Here is a 16,368-nt window from a genome sequence, read left to right as displayed (position 1 = left end):
TATCAATGGATGGGAATCCGTTTCTGAAGATTCAGCGGCTGGGACGCGCGCTGATGCTGCCGATTGCGGTGCTGCCGGTTGCCGGCCTGCTGCTGCGCCTCGGTCAACCCGATGTGTTCAACATCAAGATGATCGCCGACGCCGGCGGCGCGATCTTCGACAACCTGCCGCTGCTGTTCGCGATCGGCGTGGCGGTCGGCTTCGCGAAAGACAATAACGGCGTGGCGGGTCTGGCCGGCGCGATCGGTTATCTGGTCGAAGTCGCGGTGATGAAGGACATCAACGACAAGCTCAACATGGGCGTGTTGTCCGGGATCGTGGCGGGTATCGTCGCGGGCTTGCTGTACAACAGATACAAAGACATCAAGCTGCCCGATTACCTCGCGTTCTTCGGAGGGAAACGTTTCGTTCCGATTGTGACGGGGGTGGTCTGCCTCGTGCTCGGCATAGTGTTCGGCTACGTGTGGCAACCGGTGCAAGCCGTGATCGATACGGCCGGCCACTGGCTGACCACCGCGGGCGCGCTCGGCGCGTTCGTGTTCGGCGTGCTGAACCGCTTGCTGCTCGTCACGGGTTTGCATCACATCCTCAATTCGCTGACGTGGTTCGTGTTCGGCACGTTCACGCCGCCGGGCGGCGCCGCCGTGACGGGCGACCTGCATCGCTTCTTCGCGGGCGATCCGACTGCCGGCACTTTCATGACGGGCTTCTTCCCGGTCATGATGTTCGGCTTGCCGGCTGCCTGTCTGGCAATGTTCCATGAAGCACCGAAGGAGCGCCGCGCGCTGGTCGGCGGCCTGCTGTTCTCGATGGCGCTCACGTCGTTCCTGACGGGCGTGACCGAGCCGATCGAATTCAGCTTCATGTTCCTCGCACCGGTGCTGTACGTGATCCACGCACTGTTGACGGGCCTCTCGCTCGCCATCTGTTCGGCGCTCGGCATTCACCTCGGCTTCACGTTCTCCGCTGGCGCGATCGATTACGTGCTGAACTACGGCCTGTCGACTCGTGGCTGGTGGGCGATTCCGATCGGTCTCGTCTACATGGTGGTGTACTACGGGTTGTTCCGCTTCTTCATCCGCAAATTCAACATGGCGACGCCGGGCCGTGAACCCGCTACAGCCGATGAACAAGTCGACTCGTTTGCTGCTGGTGGTTTCGTTTCGCCGGTCGCCGGTGCGGCTGTGCCGCGTGCGCAGCGTTATATCGCTGCACTCGGTGGTGCGTCGAATCTGTCGGTGGTGGATGCCTGCACGACGCGACTGCGTCTGTCGGTGGTCGATTCGAACAAGGTCTCTGAAAACGAACTGAAGACGATCGGTGCGCGTGGTGTGCTCAAGCGCGGCTCGACCAACGTGCAGGTGATCATCGGACCGGAAGCGGACATCATCGCGGACGAAATTCGCACGGTGATCGCGCAGGGTGGTGGTGAGGTGGTGAAGCCGGTGGCTGCCGCTGCGGCTCCGGCAGTGGCGGCTGCGCCGGTTGCAGCTTCGGGTGCTCAAAGTAGCGGTCCGCTCGATCCCGATCCGCTGCGCTGGCTGGCCGTGTTCGGCGGCGCGGGCAACGTGGTGTCGCTTGATGCGGTGGCGGCCACGCGTCTGCGTATCGTCGTGCGGGATCCGTCGGCGGTTGATCGTCAACGTCTGGCGACGCTCGATACGGCGTGGATTTCTGCGGACACGTTCCATATCGTCGTCGGCGATGCGGCGCAGCGCTACGCTGAAAAGCTGACAACGCGCACGACGCAAAGCGGCGGTGCAACGCCTTTGCCGGCATGACGCAGTGCTGAAGCAGGAGCGGCTCGCGCTGCTTCACCTCCAGTAGTCATGCAGCAATAAAAAAGCGGCACCTTGAATCATTCAAGGTGCCGCTTTTCCGTTTACCGGCCCGTGGCCGGCACATGCAGTTTTAGCGTCTCTTCTGTGCGCCGGCTTCCGACGGCCGATGCGATTCCAGCCACATCACATTGATGATGCCGAACGCCAACGCCACGCCGATCCCGAGAATCCAACTGAAATACCACATCGCAAACTCCTGTTAAGCGTGTTGCGGATCAATACATCGTATGGTGATTTTCTTCGAGCGCGGCGGCGGTCACCTTGCCGCGCATCACGCGATACACCCAGCTCGTATAGATCAGGATGATCGGCAGGAAAATGATCACGGCGATCAGCATGATCTGCAGCGTCATGCGACTCGAGGTCGAATCCCACACGGTGAGACTGCTGCGGCCGTCGAGCGAGGAGGGCATGATGAACGGGAACATCGAGAAGCCCGCCGTCAGAATCACGCCGATGATCATCAGCGAAGTCGACAGGAAGGCGCTCTTTTCGAAGCGCGAGCGCGCGAGCAACGTGGCCAGCACGCCGCCTGCGAGACCGGCCACCGGCGCGCTCACCATCCACGGATAGTTCGCGTAGTTGGTGAGCCACAGCCCCGGTGCGCCGATCACGTTCTTCATCAACGGATTGGCGACCGTGTCGAGCGGCGGGGCGTCGATCACCTGATAGCCGCCGATCATCGTGGAGATCAGCGCGCCGGCGATCAGGAACAGCGCCACGCAAGAGAGCGAAGCGATCCGCAGCGCCAGCGAAGCGCGCTCGGCGACGATGTCGTCCGCTTTCATCTTGACGAAGGCGGCGCCGTGCGCGGTCAGCATCGAGACGCTGACGAGGCCGCACAACACGGCGAACGGGTTGAGCAGCGCGAAGAAGCCGCCGTGATAGGTGACGCGCAGGTCGGTATCGAACGAGAACGGCACGCCTTGCAGCAGGTTGCCGAACGCGACGCCGAACACCAGCGCCGGCACGAAGCCGCCGACGAACAGCGCCCAGTCCCACGCCGTGCGCCAGCGCGGGTCTTCGCGTTTGCTGCGGTAGTCGAAGCCGACCGGCCGGAAGAACAGCGAGAACAACACCAGCAGCATCGCGAAATAGAAACCGGAGAACGATGCCGCGTACACCAGCGGCCACGCGGCGAACATCGCGCCGCCCGCCGTGATGAGCCAGACCTGATTGCCTTCCCACGTCGCGCCCACCGTGTTCACGACGATGCGCCGCTCGGCGTCGGTCTTGCCGATGAACGGCAGCAGAATCGCCGCGCCCATGTCGAAGCCGTCGGTGAGCGCGAAGCCGATCAGCAGCACGCCGATCAGCACCCACCAGATCAGTTTGAGGGTTGCGTAATCCATGATGATCTTTTCCCTTGAAGCTCAGTGGCGGCGAATCAGGCGGCCGTGTTGGTCGGCAGCGGCTGATTCAGCGGCTGTTGTTCGTGGTGATAGCGGCCCGTATGCAGCGACGAGGGCCCGAGCCGCGCGTACTTGAACATCAGCATGATTTCGATGATGAACAGCACCGTGTAGAACACCACGAAGCCTGCGATACTCAGATACAGGTCATTCGGTGTCAGGCTCGAGGCCGACAGGTTGGTCGGCAGAATGCCCGCGATGGTCCACGGTTGACGGCCCACTTCAGCGACAATCCAGCCGAACTCCGCCGCGAGCCAGGGCAGCGGAATCGCCCACACGGCCCAGCGCAGGAACCAGCGGCGCTTCTCCAGCAACAACGAGCGCTGCGCGCAGAACCAGAACGCCAGCACGAAAGTGGCGAGGAACAGAATGCCGAGGCCCACCATCAAGCGGAACGAGAAGAACACGGGTGCCACAGGCGGGATCGTTTTCTTCGCGGCCTGGGCGATCTGATCCGGCGTGGCGTCGGTGACGTTCGCGGTGAACTGCTTGAGCATCAGGCCGTAGCCGAGATCCTGCTTGTGCGCGTCGAAGTCGGCTTTGGCTTCGTCGGTGATGTCGCCTTGCTTCAGCTTCTGTAGCGCGGCGTAGGCGAGCATGCCGTTTTTGATGCGCTCTTCGTTGCGCGCCATCAAATCTTTCAGGCCGACCACGGGTTCATCGAGCGAACGTGTGGCGATCAGGCCGAGCGCGTAGGGAATCCGGATAGCGTAGTCAGTGCGCTCTTCCTTCTGATTCGGAATCCCGATGATCGTAAACGGAGCCGGCGCGGGCGCGGTTTCCCATTCGGATTCGATCGCGGCCAGTTTGACCTGTTGGACTTCGCCGGTGCGGTAGCCGGATTCGTCGCCGAGCACGATCACGCATAACGTAGACGCCAAACCGAAGCCGGCGGCAATCGCGAACGAACGCAATGCGAATTCAGTGTCGCGGCGCTTCAGCAGATACCACGACGACACGCCAAGCACGAACATCGACGCCGTCACATAACCGGCCGACACGGTATGCACGAACTTGACTTGCGCGACCGGATTGAACAGCACGGAGAAGATGCTGTCGAGCTCCATGCGCATGGTCTGATAGTTGAAGGTAGCGCCGACCGGATTGTTCATCCAGCCATTGGCCACCAGAATCCACAGCGCCGACAGGTTCGAGCCGAGCGCCACGAGGAACGTGACGAACACATGCTGGGTCTTCGAGAGCCGGTTCCAGCCGAAGAAGAACAGGCCGACGAAGGTCGACTCGAGGAAGAACGCCATCAACCCTTCAACCGCGAGCGGCACGCCGAAAATATCGCCGACATAGTGCGAGTAATACGACCAGTTTGTGCCGAACTGAAATTCCAGCGTGAGGCCGGTGGTGACACCCATCGCAAAGTTGATGCCGAACAGCTTGCCCCAGAACTGGGTCATGTCCTTGTAGATCTGCTTGCCGGTCATCACATAGACCGACTCCATGATGACGAGCAACCAGGACAGGCCGAGCGTGAGCGGGACGAACAGAAAGTGGTAAAGCGCGGTGATGGCGAACTGGAGGCGCGACAGTTCTACGACTTCGCTAACGGGCATGTTGATCACCTTGGGACGGATGCGAGGCAGGCACGGACAACAGCGCCTGCGCGACTTGCTCAGGCGGCAGCGACATGTGCTCCGCCTGTGGATGATTGAAGAACGTGTACTTGAGCGCCATCAGCAGTACGAATTTGATGGCGAGGACGATGGCGATATCCCGCGCCAGCGTCGGACCGCGCACCCAGCCGTGGAACCGTTTGCGCAGGCTCGGGCGGTGGGTGGTGCTGCGATTGAGGGCTGTGGTCATGATCGGTAGAAGGCAACTTCACACCGGTGAATCCGGCTGGCGCCAGGCCGCTTGGGCGGTTTGGCGAGTGCATCCCGATTCTAGGAGTAGAACCTCGCGCGCAACAGTTCGGCGCTGCGGCATTGGGTCGCGAGACTTGCCCCGTTCAAGCAGTATTGCTATCTGGTTTGTGATACGTCAAGAAACGCGTGTTGCGCGGTGATGTTCTTGCGTCAGTGTGCGCGTGCGCGAAAACGCCGCGGCGTCGGCGAAAAAAAGCCCCGCCGTCTTGCGAGGGCGGGGCTTGGCGGCTGGATACCGCGCGCCGGGCGAACCGGCATGCTGACAATCTTCAAGCTTTACGCGTATTCGGTCAACGCACCGCGCATCTTCTTCATAGCGCTTGCCTCGATCTGGCGAATACGTTCGGCGGACACACCGAATTCGTCGGCCAGTTCGTGCAGCGTCGAACCGCCCGAACCGTCGTCTTCCACTTTCAGCCAGCGTGCCTCGATGATGCGGCGGCTGCGGGCGTCCAGTGCGTCCAGCGCGCTCGCGATACCGTCGCTTTGCAGCTTGTCGCGCTGACGCGAAGCCAGCACGGCGGTCGGCTCGCTATGCGAGTCGGCCAGATAGGCGATCGGCGCGTACGACTCTTCGCCGTCCTCGACCTGCCCTTCCAGCGCGATATCGCCGCCTGAGAGGCGCGTTTCCATTTCGGACACTTCTTCGCGCTTCACATTCAGCTCTTTGGCGAGACCTTCGATCTCGTCCGGCGTGAACGCGCCCAGCCCTTGCTTGTGGCTGCGCAGGTTGAAGAACAGCTTGCGCTGCGCCTTGGTCGTGGCGACTTTCACCATCCGCCAGTTGCGCAGAATGTATTCGTGGATCTCAGCCTTGATCCAGTGCATGGCGTACGACACTAGGCGCACGTTCTGCTCCGGGTCGAAGCGCTTCACGGCCTTCATCAGGCCGATATTGCCTTCCTGGATCAGGTCGGCGTGCGGCAGTCCATAGCCCAGATAGTTGCGCGCGATCGATACGACCAGCCGCAGGTGCGACAGGACGAGACGGCGCGCGGACTCTAGGTTGTCCTGCTCGCGAAATTCGGTGGCGAACTGGCGTTCTTCCGCCGGCGTCAGCATCGGAATCCGATTTACGGCCTGGATGTAGGCGTCGATATTGCCCAATTGACCGGGCAGCAGCGAGGAATGCGAGAGCGCCAGTGCACCTGCCGAAGCGGCCTTAGCCGACGACGGGCTCAAAGTACTCGGAAGGGTCATTGCATGGCTCACGTAGGAAACTCCTTTGGAATCAGACAAAAGCTTATTCAGGTAACGACTCCAGCGTTGGATGTTAGCACTCTGAATTGCCGAGTGCTAATACTTAGAGGCTGTAGGGGCATCCAAGTTCCGTAAATTCCTATTGAAATTCACGATTCAATAGCCATGGTACGCCTCCTTCGGCTTCTTTGCTCGGAACGTAGAACTTACCTAACAGATCGCCTTCATTGTTATAAGTGACCGACTTTTGCTAGTTTTGACGTGACTAATTGCGGAAAGTCGGGTTTCTTCATACGATCCACTGAATTGAGATTGTCTTTACAATACGCAAAACGGTTAAGGATTGTTCAACGTTCGGCGGAGCTCGGGTGTTAGATGAACAACAAAAAGAATGCTTTGCGTGGTCTGGCTCTAAATATCACGGCTGGCGCCGTGCTGGTGGGAACTTCAGGATGGGCTTCGGCGGACCAGTTTGGCGTGCAGGTGGCGGGTGGCCTCGGCGATCGCCACGTCAAGAAACTCGACCTCGGTTTCGTCTGGGACCCGGATCTGACCTGGTGGCAGATCGGTGATTGGCATTTCTCGCTAATCGGCGAAGCGCACGTGGCCTGGTGGCACACCAACGAAGGCAATGTGCACGACAACATCGGCGAAATCGGCGTGACGCCGATCATCCGCTTCATCAAGGGATCGGGCGTGATCCGCCCGTACGCCGAACTGGGCGCGGGCATCCGGCTGCTGTCGAGTCCCCGGATTTCTTCGACCTTCACATTGGGCACTGCGTTCCAGTTCGCCGACATGGCCGGCGTGGGCATGCAGTTCGGCAGCCACCAGCAGTACCAGGCAGGCTATCGCTTCCAGCATATTTCCAACGGCGGTATCAAAGAGCCGAATCCTGGTATAAATTTCCACCAGCTATATCTGCAATATAACTTCTGACGACCGTGGCCACGTTCGGCTCACCGGTGCGAGGGGCTGAGCGATGGCGGCAAAGATAATCGAAGCGGTTCGCGAGCTCGAGCGAGAGCGTTTTCGCGCGATGGTCGACGGCGACGGGCAATCGCTCGACACGCTGCTCGCGGACAACGTGAGCTACGTTCACACGAACGGCAAGCGGGAAACGAAACGGCAGTTCATCGACGGGATTACCGCGGGCCGCCGCCGCTATCGGCAGATCGAGATTCAGTCGCAAGAGGTGCTGCCGGTCGGGCGCGAGACCTGCGTCGTGACCGGCCGGGCGCTGATCGAAATGGAAGCCAATAACGGAGCGCTGCTGTTTCCGATCGCCTACACGGCGATCCATACGCAGGAAGACGGGCGATGGCGCCTGATTGCCTGGCAGGCAACGCGTTGCGCAATCGAGTGAGCCTTTTGAGCTCACTGTTTCCGGGCTGGCCGCGCCTTGTGAGCGGGTTGCTCCGGCTGACGCGGGCACGCGGGTAGCGCGCTTGTGCGTCGGTTCTTGCGTCACTCGCCCTGATTCTCAGGCAGCGACGCTTTCGTCATCCACACCGCTCCACTCGCGACGATCGGCCGCACCGGCTTCGGCCACTTCCGGCTCATGCGCCGCGACGCCTTGTCGCTCCCCGCTTTTCGCTCGAATCACCGCATCGCCCGCATACGGATGCCGCGGATGCACCGGCAACTGATTGCAGCGCTCCACGACGCGCCGGACCGCCTCGATATCCGAGAAATCGAGCCCGGTATCGACGCCTTGCGCAGCCAGATTCATCGCCAGCGTCACGAGATCGACGTTGCCGGTGCGCTCGCCGTTGCCGAACAAACAGCCTTCGACGCGGTCCGCGCCCGCCAGCAGCGCCAGTTCCGCGGCGGCCACCGCGGTGCCGCGATCGTTATGCGGATGCACCGACAGCACGATGCTGTCGCGATAGCCGAGATTGCGGTGCATCCATTCGATCTGGTCGGCGAATACGTTCGGTGTCGCCGCTTCCACGCTCGCGGGCAGGTTGATGATCATTTTGTGATCGCGCGTGGGCCGCCACGTCTGCGCCACCGCGTCGCACACCTCGCGTGCAAACGGCAGTTCGGCCGCGTTGAACGTTTCCGGCGAGTACTGGAAGGTCCAATGCGTGTCCGGCCGCGCCTGCGCATGCTCCTTGATGATTTGCGTGCCTGCCACGGCCAGCGCTTTGATTTCGGCCTTCGACTGGTTGAACACGATCCGGCGAAACGACGGGCAGATCGCGTTGTACAAGTGCACGATGGCGCGCGGCGCGCCTTCCAGCGCCTCGAACGTGCGCGCGATCAGTTCCGCGCGCGACGGCATGAATACCTCGATGGTCACGTCGTCGGGAATGCGCCTTTCTTCGATCAGCCTGCGGACGAAATCGAAATCCGTTTGCGACGCCGACGGATAGCCGACCTCGATTTCCTTGAAGCCGATCGCGACCAGCATCTCGAAGAACTCGAGCTTTTGCGCCGCGTTCATCGGCTCGATCAGCGCCTGATTGCCGTCTCGCAGATCGGTGCTCATCCAGACCGGCGCCTGGTCGATCGTGCGGCTCGGCCATTTGCGGCCGGTCAGCCGCACGGTGGGGAAGGGGCGATATTTTTCAGCGGGATTTTGCAACATGGTGAGCCTCGTTCGTTGTGTCGCATGCGAAAGGATGTGGCGTCGAGCGGTTGGCGGACTGCCACGGGTGCACGGGCCGCCAGCCGGGGGCTAGCGGCAACAACGAACGGGCGCGAACGAACAGCGTCATCGTGACGGCGAAAACGGACGTGGATAAAGCCCATGCGGCGTGCATTTGATCCTCGCGCTTCGTCCGCGCGGTAAACGGACGAATGCAAACGACTACAGGTTGTGAAGAACTACGCTTAGGGGGTGAAACGGAACAACGGAACTGCTGGAGAGACCGCGCTTCGAGCAACCTGAGCTGCCAACGCGCGGCGCTACGCCTGACTTACGCTAGGCGTAGCGATAGGGGCCGCGCTAGGCGGCCGGAGGTAATTCGGAGGGTGTTCGGAAGGGAACGCATGGGTCTAATGTATGACGGCGCGTCGCGGCGTGTCAACCCGCGCAGGTCGCAGCGGGCGACGGCAAGCGCGCCGCAGCGCTTACGCCGAGGCGGTTACACCGGCATTCTTGCGACGTCCACGATCAGTTCGACCTGCCGTTCGATCGCGCTCGGCACGGGCGCTTCGCCACGCAATACGGCGCTGATCCAGGCCGCTGTCGTCGGCGCATCTTTAGCCTCGGGCAAGTCCACTTCCGGCGCATCCGGCGACGAGCGTTCATGCGGCACGCGCGTTTCGCAGACGCCGTCGTGCAACCAGTCGACTTGCACCTGGCGCCGCGTATCGGCCACCGCTTCGCCTTCTGTGCCGCGCGCAAGCAGCGCGCCGCCGGCGGCCGCGTCCGGATGCGTGTTGAACAGTTGCGTGAGGCTGTCGCGATACGGCGGGTGGGTGTAGTTGACGAGGCGCAAACCCGCGGGCGCGAACGGCTGCAGGATTTTCACCAGCGTGTGCGTCGAATTACGCACGCCCATGCGCCGGCGCAGCGCAAGCAGGCGCGCGAGCTTCGGCGCGAGCACGCCGATCGGCGCAAACGCAAGGCGGTGCTCAGCGAGACCGTCTTCGATATCGGCGTGCGATCGCGCGTGCGGAATTTGCAGATGCGTGAAGATCTCCGCGCTCGTCACGCGGCCCGGATCTTCGGTGACGCCATGCACCAGCACCGGCACGCCTTCGCGCGCCAGCAGCAGGGCGAGCAGCGGCACCAGATTCGGCTGCTTGCGCGCGCCGTTGTAGCTGGGTATCGAGACGGGCCGAAACGTGCCGTGCGGCAGATGAACCGGCTCGAACGACGCATGCGCGCCGGCCAGCATTGCGGCGAGTTCGTCGGCGGTTTCGCCCTTCACGCGGTACGCGAGCAGCACCGCGCCGAGTTCGAGCTCGGCCACGCGGCCGTCGAGCATGGCGGTGTAGAGCGTGCGTGTATCGTCGGCGGTCAGCGCGCGGGCGCCGTTCGGGCCGCGGCCGATTTCCTTGATGAAGCGGGCGCAGGGGAAGGGATTGACGGTGTCGGCGGAGTCGGTCATCGGGCGCAGTGGGACGTGTTGGCGTGCCGCCTCGGAGCGGTCGGCCGCGGTATTCAGGAGACGCTATTGAGTGTGAGTATCGCATCTATGGCGATCCCGCGAGACAGCACGCCCGCGGTGCGGGCCTTGCCGGTCCATGCCGAACTGGCGCGCGCGGCGCTTTGTCGCGCGTTACACTCGATGTTTTATTGTCGCGCTGGCGGCACACATCAAGAAACGGAGAACGGGATGAGTTACGTATTTGCACCCGCACCGGTGGTCGCGGTGCCGGTTGTGGGGTCCAGCGAGCAGTTCGCGGTGCGTCGCATCTACTGTGTGGGCCGCAACTACGAGGCGCATGCGCGCGAGATGGGACACGATCCCGACCGCGAACCGCCGTTCTTCTTCGCCAAGCCGGCCGATGCCGTGTTGTACGTCGCGCCCGGCGCCACCGGCGAGTTTCCCTATCCGTCGCAGTCGAAAAACGTCCACTTCGAGATGGAAATGGTCGCGGCGATCGGCAAGGGCGGCAAGAACATTCCGGCCGAGAGCGCGCTCGACCACGTCTACGGTTACGCGCTCGGTCTCGACATGACGCGCCGCGATCTGCAGGCCGAAGCGAAGAAGCTGGGCCGTCCCTGGGATACCGCGAAGGGCTTCGATCACTCGGCGCCGCTTGGTCCGATTCATCCGGTCACGACCGTCGGCCATGTCGACAAGGGCGCGATCTGGTTGTCGGTGAACGGCGACGAAAAGCAAAACTCGGACGTGTCGCAACTGATCTGGTCGGTGGCCGAGACGATCGCTTATCTGTCGACACTGTTCGAACTGCAACCCGGCGATCTGATTTTCACCGGCACGCCGGAAGGCGTCGGCGCGGTAGTGCAGGGCGATCTGATGAAGGGTGGCGTGGACGGGCTCGGCGAGCTCAGCGTGCGCGTCGTCTGACGGCCAGTTGGGGGAGACAGACAACATGAAGCTCTACAGCTATTTCCGTAGCTCGGCGTCCTATCGCGTGCGCATCGCGCTGAACGTGAAGAATCTGCCGTACGACTACGTGCCGGTGCACCTTGTGCGCGACGGCGGCGAGCAGTTGAAGCCCGAATACCGCAAGGTGAATGCGGACGGGATCGTGCCGACCTTCGTCGACGGCAATGACGTGATGCCGCAGTCGCTCGCGATCATCGAGTATCTGGAAGAGACGCATCCCGAGCCGCCGCTCCTGCCCGCGACGCCGGCCGATCGCGCATATGTACGTGCGCTGGCGTTGCAGGTGGCATGCGAGATCCATCCACTGAACAATCTGCGCGTGCTGAAGTATCTGAAGCACACCTTGTGTCTCGACGACGATGCCAAGGACGCCTGGTACCGTCACTGGGTGGAAGCGGGTTTCGCGACGTTCGAAACGCATCTGGCGGGCGATTCGCGCACGGGCAAGCTGTGCTTCGGCGATACGCCGACCGTCGCCGATACCTGTCTGATTCCGCAGGTGTTCAACGCGCAGCGCTTCAAGGTCGACACGGCGAAGTTTCCGACCATTCAGCGCATCTACGATCACGCGATGCAACTCGACGCGTTTGCCCGCGCGGCGCCCGGCGCGCAACCGGACGCTGAGTGACCTGTCCTGATCCGGCAGGCAGGATGAAAAAAGGGCACTCCTCGGAGTGCCCTTTTTGCTGCTTTAGCCGCGGACGCTGTTTGGCGTTCAGCCGCCCAGCAGTGCGTCGGAAAACTCTTCCGCGCTGAACGGCTGCAAGTCCTCGACCTTCTCACCGACACCGATGAAATACACGGGAATCGGACGCTGCCGCGCGATCGCGGCCAGAATGCCGCCCTTCGCCGTGCCGTCGAGTTTGGTGACGATCAGGCCGGTGAGGCCGAGCGCGTCGTCGAAAGCCTTCACTTGTGCGAGCGCGTTCTGGCCGGTGTTCGCGTCGATCACCAGCAGCAGTTCGTGCGGCGCGCCGTCTTGCGCCTTGCCGATCACGCGCTTCACCTTGCGCAGTTCTTCCATCAGATGCAGTTGGGTCGGCAGGCGGCCGGCCGTGTCCGCCATCATCACGTCGATCTTGCGCGCGCGCGCGGCGCCGACCGCGTCGAAGATCACCGCCGCCGGGTCGCCGCTTTCCTGCGACACCACGGTCACGTTGTTGCGCTGACCCCAGATGGCCAGTTGCTCGCGCGCGGCGGCGCGGAACGTGTCGCCCGCGGCCAGCAGCACCGACTGGTCGAAACTCTGCAGATGCTTGGCGAGCTTGCCGATGCTGGTGGTTTTACCCGCGCCGTTGACGCCGGCGATCATCATCACGAGCGGCTGCGCGCGGCCGAGCATGAGCGATTTTTCCAGCGGCTTGAGCAGGTCGACCAGCAGCGTGCGCAGCGCCGCTTTGACCTGCTGGGGATCGGCGAGGCGCTCGGTGCGCACTTTTTCGCGCAGCGCTTCGAGCAGGAATTCGGTGGCGTCGACGCCCGCGTCCGACATCAGCAGCGCGGTTTCGAGTTCTTCGTACAGGTCTTCGTCGATCTTCGTGCCGACGAAAATGCCGGTCAGATTCGAACTCGTCTTCGACAAGCCGGTCTTCAGACGCGTCAGCCAGGAGCGTTTCGCGCCTGCGTCCGGCAGCGGCGGCGGCACGATTTCGACGGTTTCCTCGAAGGCGAATGCTTCCGGCTCGGGTTCGGGCTCGATCGCGGACGGAGCGGCCACGGGTGGCGTCTCGACGCGAACCGGCGCAGCGGCTGGGCGCGGGGCAGCGGGCGCGACGGGCGCAGGCGCCTCCACGGCGTCTAGCGTCGAAGCTTCTGGCGCTGTTTGCGACTCTTCTGGCGCGTTATCGGACTCTTTCGAACCCTTGAATCGTTTGAAAAAGCTGAACATGATCTGGCGTGGTGAGAGCGCGCGCCGATGCGCGCAGCCGGCATAAGACCGGCGGGAGCGGCAGGCAGCGTTGCGATGCGGGATGCAAGGCGCTGGAAGCCGCACATTTTATCAGGCGCGCCGCCGCCCGTCGTATCGGCCGAACGGCCAGGCTGGACGCGGGGCGTCGCTGTGGTAACGTTGGCGCTCCGGCCCGCACGTATCGACGTTGCGGGCGCCTTCATCACGTAATCGAAACTGCATGCCCCGTTCAGCACCTTCACGCGCCCATGGCGCTTCGTCCAAAGGCGGCAAGCCGCACGCCATCCGTATCATCGGCGGCGACTGGAAGCGCACGCCGTTGCCCGTGCTCGACCTCGACGGCCTGCGCCCCACGCCCGATCGCGTGCGCGAGACGCTGTTCAACTGGCTCGGCCAGAATCTGGACGGCCAGCGCTGCCTCGATCTGTTCGCTGGCAGCGGCGCGCTGGGCTTCGAGGCGGCGTCGCGCGGCGCGGCACGAGTCTTGATGGTGGAGCGCAATGCGCGGGCCGCCAGCCAGTTGCGCGCGAATCAGGAACGCCTGTCGGCGCGCACAATCGAAATCGCTGAAGCTGACGGTTTGCGCCTCGCCGCGAGTCTCGCGCCCGGTTCGTTCGACGTCGTATTTCTCGACCCGCCGTTCGGCGACGATCTGCTCGGCAAAGCGCTTGCGCTGGCGGTGCCGCTCGTGAGCGCGGACGGATTTCTGTACGTGGAAGCTGGCGAGGCGCTCGAACTCGATGAGAACGAGACGCTCGCCGGGTGGGAAATCGTGCGGCAAGGTAAAGCGGGCGCTGTCCACTTTCATTTGCTGCAGCGCGAAAATAAGGAATAATGCGCGTTCCAAAACAAGCGCCGGGCGGTTTGCCGTCACGGGCGCGGTCGGTGCCAAATGCGTCGCGTGGACGCTTTGACGTGCCCCTTTGTCTGAAGAGAGGAGAAGTCTCATGGTAGTCGCCGTGTACCCGGGCACGTTCGACCCGCTGACGCGCGGTCACGAAGACCTCGTTCGGCGCGCGTCGAGCATTTTCGACACGCTGGTGGTCGGCGTTGCCGACAGCCGCAACAAGAAGCCGTTTTTCACCCTCGAAGAGCGCCTCGACATCGCTCACGAAGTGCTCGGGCACTACCCGAACGTTCAGGTGATGAGCTTCAAGGGGCTGCTGAAGGATTTCGTGCGCACCAATAACGCGCGGGTGATCGTGCGCGGGCTGCGCGCCGTATCGGACTTCGAATATGAGTTCCAGATGGCCGGCATGAATCGCTATTTGCTGCCCGACGTCGAAACCATGTTCATGACGCCGTCCGATCAATACCAGTTCATCTCCGGCACGATCGTGCGTGAAATCGCGCAACTCGGCGGCGATGTCAGCAAGTTCGTGTTCCCGTCGGTCGAAAAATGGCTGACGGAAAAGGTCGCCGCGATGGATCCGGCTAGCGGCGCGTCGGCGGGACAGCCGTAACCGGCGTAAACTGTCGGTTTGACGGATCAAAGCTGGCTGCGGCCGGCGTGAAGTGAGAGAAGTATGGCCTTGATGATTACCGACGAGTGCATCAATTGCGACGTGTGCGAGCCCGAGTGCCCGAACGACGCAATTTCGATGGGCCCGGAAATCTACGTGATCGACCCGAAGAAATGTACCGAGTGTGTCGGGCATTTCGACGAGCCGCAGTGTATTCAGGTGTGTCCGGTCGAGTGCATTCCGCGCGACCCGGACCATCTGGAGACGCCCGATGGCTTGATGGCGAAGTACCACGCGCTGCAGGCTGCGAAGGGCGCGTGAAGTACGGAGTCTAAAAAAACGGCGAGGCTTTTGGCCTCGCCGTTTTTTTGCGGGAACGCTTTGCGCCGTGCTATCCGACGTATGCGCTGAAGATCTCGCGCAATGCGTCCAGCAGAATGTCGCATTCGGCGTCGGTGCCGACCGAGATGCGCAGATGCTGGTCGATGCGCGGCGCCTTGAAATGGCGCACGAAAATCTCCTTTTGCCTCAGTCGCAGCACAAGCGTTGCGGCGTCGTAGCCTTCGTGACGAGCGAACAGCAGATTCGCCGCCGACGGCACCACCTCGAAGCCCAGCGCCGTCAACCCCGCGGCCAGTCGCTCGCGGCTTGCAATGACCTTGGCGCGGGTGTCGCGAAACCACGCGTCGTCTTCGTATGCCGCCGTGGCCGCGACTTGCGCCAGGCGGTCCAGCGGGTACGAGTTGAAACTGTCCTTCACGCGGTTCAGCGCGCCGATCAATTCCGGGTTGCCGAACGCAAAGCCGACGCGCATTCCCGCCAGCGAACGCGATTTCGACACAGTCTGAACGACCAGCAGATTCGGATAGCGGTCGATCAGACTGATAGCCGATTCGGCGCCGAAATCCACGTAGGCCTCGTCGATCACCACCACGGAATCGGGGTTGCTCGCCACCAGGCGCTCGATATCGGCGAGCGGCAGCGGACGTCCGGTCGGCGCGTTCGGGTTCGGAAACAGAATGCCGCCATTCGGCGACGCGTAATCGTCGACGTTGATCGCAAAGCTGTCGTCGAGCGGGATGGTCCGGTAGTCGACTTCAAAAAGTCGCGCATACGTCGGGTAGAAGCTGTAGGTGATGTCCGGGAACAGCAACGGTTTGTCGTGCTTGAGCAATGCCTGGAACGTGAGCGCGAGCACTTCGTCCGAGCCGTTGCCCGCGAACACCTGTTCAGCGCGGATGCCGTGATACGCGGCAACCGTTTCGCGGAGCTTTTGCGCGGTCGGATCAGGATAGCGCCGCAGCGATTCGGCGGCGTCGCCCAGTTCCTGCCGGATCGCCTCGAGTACGCGCGGCGACGGCGGATACGGATTCTCGTTGGTATTCAGCTTCACCGGATGCGCGACCGCGGGCTGTTCGCCCGGCACATATGGCGTCAGACGGTGAACGATGTCACTCCAATAGCGGCTCAAGCAATTCTCCTGTGTCGACCGGAGTTAGCGCTTTAGCGCTTAGTCCGGTCCCATGCAAGGCGGTCGACCGGAGTTAGCGCTTTAGCGCTTAGTCCGGTCCCATGCAAGGCGGTCGACCGGAGTTAGCGCTTTAGCGCTTAGTCCGGTCCCATGCAAGGC

The 16,368-nt window shown here is 62.5% G+C and carries 16 protein-coding genes and 1 pseudogene; 8 read left to right on the top strand and 9 right to left on the bottom strand.

Annotation, left to right across the window (positions count from 1 at the left end):
- Positions 1 to 5 precede the first annotated feature (5 nt).
- On the top strand, positions 6 to 1,781 hold the full coding sequence (gene nagE / locus ACQKRQ_RS09035; protein ID WP_427476450.1) for an N-acetylglucosamine-specific PTS transporter subunit IIBC: 1,776 nt from the start codon (positions 6 to 8) through the stop codon (positions 1,779 to 1,781).
- 130 nt (positions 1,782 to 1,911) lie between these two features.
- Here the strand turns inward: nagE and cydX are convergent, their stop codons facing one another.
- From cydX to rpoH, 5 genes are all read right to left on the bottom strand, one after another.
- Entirely contained in the window at positions 1,912 to 2,028 is a 117-nt protein-coding gene (gene cydX / locus ACQKRQ_RS09030) for a cytochrome bd-I oxidase subunit CydX (protein ID WP_132376138.1), read from the bottom strand.
- 28 nt (positions 2,029 to 2,056) lie between these two features.
- Positions 2,057 to 3,193, bottom strand: a complete 1,137-nt coding sequence (gene cydB, locus ACQKRQ_RS09025; RefSeq protein WP_427476448.1) for a cytochrome d ubiquinol oxidase subunit II — start codon at positions 3,191 to 3,193, stop codon at positions 2,057 to 2,059.
- Between the two features lie 35 nt (positions 3,194 to 3,228).
- Positions 3,229 to 4,821, bottom strand: a complete 1,593-nt coding sequence (locus tag ACQKRQ_RS09020) for a cytochrome ubiquinol oxidase subunit I (protein ID WP_408178269.1) — start codon at positions 4,819 to 4,821, stop codon at positions 3,229 to 3,231.
- The gene (cydP, locus tag ACQKRQ_RS09015; RefSeq protein ID WP_427476446.1) at positions 4,811 to 5,071 is read right to left on the bottom strand and encodes a cytochrome oxidase putative small subunit CydP; all 261 of its coding nucleotides are present in this window, start codon (positions 5,069 to 5,071) and stop codon (positions 4,811 to 4,813) included. Before cydP ends, ACQKRQ_RS09020 begins: the two co-directional genes overlap by 11 nt.
- 338 nt (positions 5,072 to 5,409) lie before the next feature.
- Entirely contained in the window at positions 5,410 to 6,345 is a 936-nt protein-coding gene (gene rpoH, locus ACQKRQ_RS09010; RefSeq protein WP_007179432.1) for an RNA polymerase sigma factor RpoH, read from the bottom strand.
- 363 nt (positions 6,346 to 6,708) lie between these two features.
- Here rpoH and ACQKRQ_RS09005 point away from each other — a divergent pair, with 363 nt between their 5' ends.
- Together ACQKRQ_RS09005 and ACQKRQ_RS09000 are read left to right on the top strand one after the other, a co-directional pair.
- Positions 6,709 to 7,272 carry an acyloxyacyl hydrolase gene (locus tag ACQKRQ_RS09005; protein WP_427476443.1) on the top strand — a complete coding sequence of 188 codons (564 nt, stop codon included), beginning with the start codon at positions 6,709 to 6,711 and terminating at the stop codon, positions 7,270 to 7,272.
- A 43-nt stretch (positions 7,273 to 7,315) separates the two neighbouring features.
- The gene (locus ACQKRQ_RS09000; protein WP_132376133.1) at positions 7,316 to 7,699 is read left to right on the top strand and encodes a nuclear transport factor 2 family protein; all 384 of its coding nucleotides are present in this window, start codon (positions 7,316 to 7,318) and stop codon (positions 7,697 to 7,699) included.
- A 186-nt stretch (positions 7,700 to 7,885) separates the two neighbouring features.
- Here the strand turns inward: ACQKRQ_RS09000 and ACQKRQ_RS08995 are convergent.
- Both ACQKRQ_RS08995 and ybiB read right to left on the bottom strand, forming a co-directional pair.
- A pseudogene (locus ACQKRQ_RS08995) lies at positions 7,886 to 8,926 on the bottom strand (2-isopropylmalate synthase); the annotation flags it as partial.
- A gap of 499 nt (positions 8,927 to 9,425) precedes the next feature.
- Positions 9,426 to 10,397: a DNA-binding protein YbiB gene (gene ybiB / locus ACQKRQ_RS08990; RefSeq protein ID WP_132376131.1), complete on the bottom strand. Its 972-nt coding sequence runs from the start codon at positions 10,395 to 10,397 to the stop codon at positions 9,426 to 9,428.
- A 228-nt stretch (positions 10,398 to 10,625) separates the two neighbouring features.
- Here ybiB and ACQKRQ_RS08985 point away from each other — a divergent pair, with 228 nt between their 5' ends.
- A complete protein-coding gene (locus ACQKRQ_RS08985) occupies positions 10,626 to 11,324 on the top strand; it encodes a fumarylacetoacetate hydrolase family protein (RefSeq protein WP_342960137.1) in 699 nt (232 codons plus the stop codon).
- Between the two features lie 25 nt (positions 11,325 to 11,349).
- Positions 11,350 to 11,994 (top strand): maleylacetoacetate isomerase, encoded by a 645-nt coding sequence (gene maiA, locus ACQKRQ_RS08980; RefSeq protein WP_132376130.1) that lies wholly within the window; start codon positions 11,350 to 11,352, stop codon positions 11,992 to 11,994.
- 87 nt (positions 11,995 to 12,081) lie between these two features.
- Here the strand turns inward: maiA and ftsY are convergent, their stop codons facing one another.
- Positions 12,082 to 13,254 carry a signal recognition particle-docking protein FtsY gene (gene ftsY, locus ACQKRQ_RS08975; protein ID WP_427476440.1) on the bottom strand — a complete coding sequence of 391 codons (1,173 nt, stop codon included), beginning with the start codon at positions 13,252 to 13,254 and terminating at the stop codon, positions 12,082 to 12,084.
- A gap of 241 nt (positions 13,255 to 13,495) precedes the next feature.
- Between ftsY and rsmD the strand changes: the two genes are divergently transcribed.
- From rsmD to ACQKRQ_RS08960, 3 genes are all read left to right on the top strand, one after another.
- Positions 13,496 to 14,110 (top strand): 16S rRNA (guanine(966)-N(2))-methyltransferase RsmD, encoded by a 615-nt coding sequence (gene rsmD, locus ACQKRQ_RS08970; RefSeq protein ID WP_132376128.1) that lies wholly within the window; start codon positions 13,496 to 13,498, stop codon positions 14,108 to 14,110.
- A gap of 112 nt (positions 14,111 to 14,222) precedes the next feature.
- Positions 14,223 to 14,738 carry a pantetheine-phosphate adenylyltransferase gene (gene coaD / locus ACQKRQ_RS08965; protein WP_012431643.1) on the top strand — a complete coding sequence of 172 codons (516 nt, stop codon included), beginning with the start codon at positions 14,223 to 14,225 and terminating at the stop codon, positions 14,736 to 14,738.
- Between the two features lie 63 nt (positions 14,739 to 14,801).
- The gene (locus ACQKRQ_RS08960) at positions 14,802 to 15,059 is read left to right on the top strand and encodes a YfhL family 4Fe-4S dicluster ferredoxin (RefSeq protein WP_012431644.1); all 258 of its coding nucleotides are present in this window, start codon (positions 14,802 to 14,804) and stop codon (positions 15,057 to 15,059) included.
- Between the two features lie 70 nt (positions 15,060 to 15,129).
- Here ACQKRQ_RS08960 and hisC read toward each other — a convergent pair whose 3' ends face one another.
- Complete coding sequence (hisC, locus tag ACQKRQ_RS08955) at positions 15,130 to 16,209, bottom strand: histidinol-phosphate transaminase (protein ID WP_427476438.1); 1,080 nt, start codon at positions 16,207 to 16,209, stop codon at positions 15,130 to 15,132.
- Positions 16,210 to 16,368 lie beyond the last annotated feature (159 nt).

Source organism: Paraburkholderia sp. NPDC080076 (assembly GCF_050281145.1).
In the GTDB taxonomy this organism is placed as follows: domain Bacteria; phylum Pseudomonadota; class Gammaproteobacteria; order Burkholderiales; family Burkholderiaceae; genus Paraburkholderia.
The sequence above is the reverse complement of the archived record's forward strand: the minus strand, read 5'-3'. Positions and strand labels throughout refer to the sequence as shown.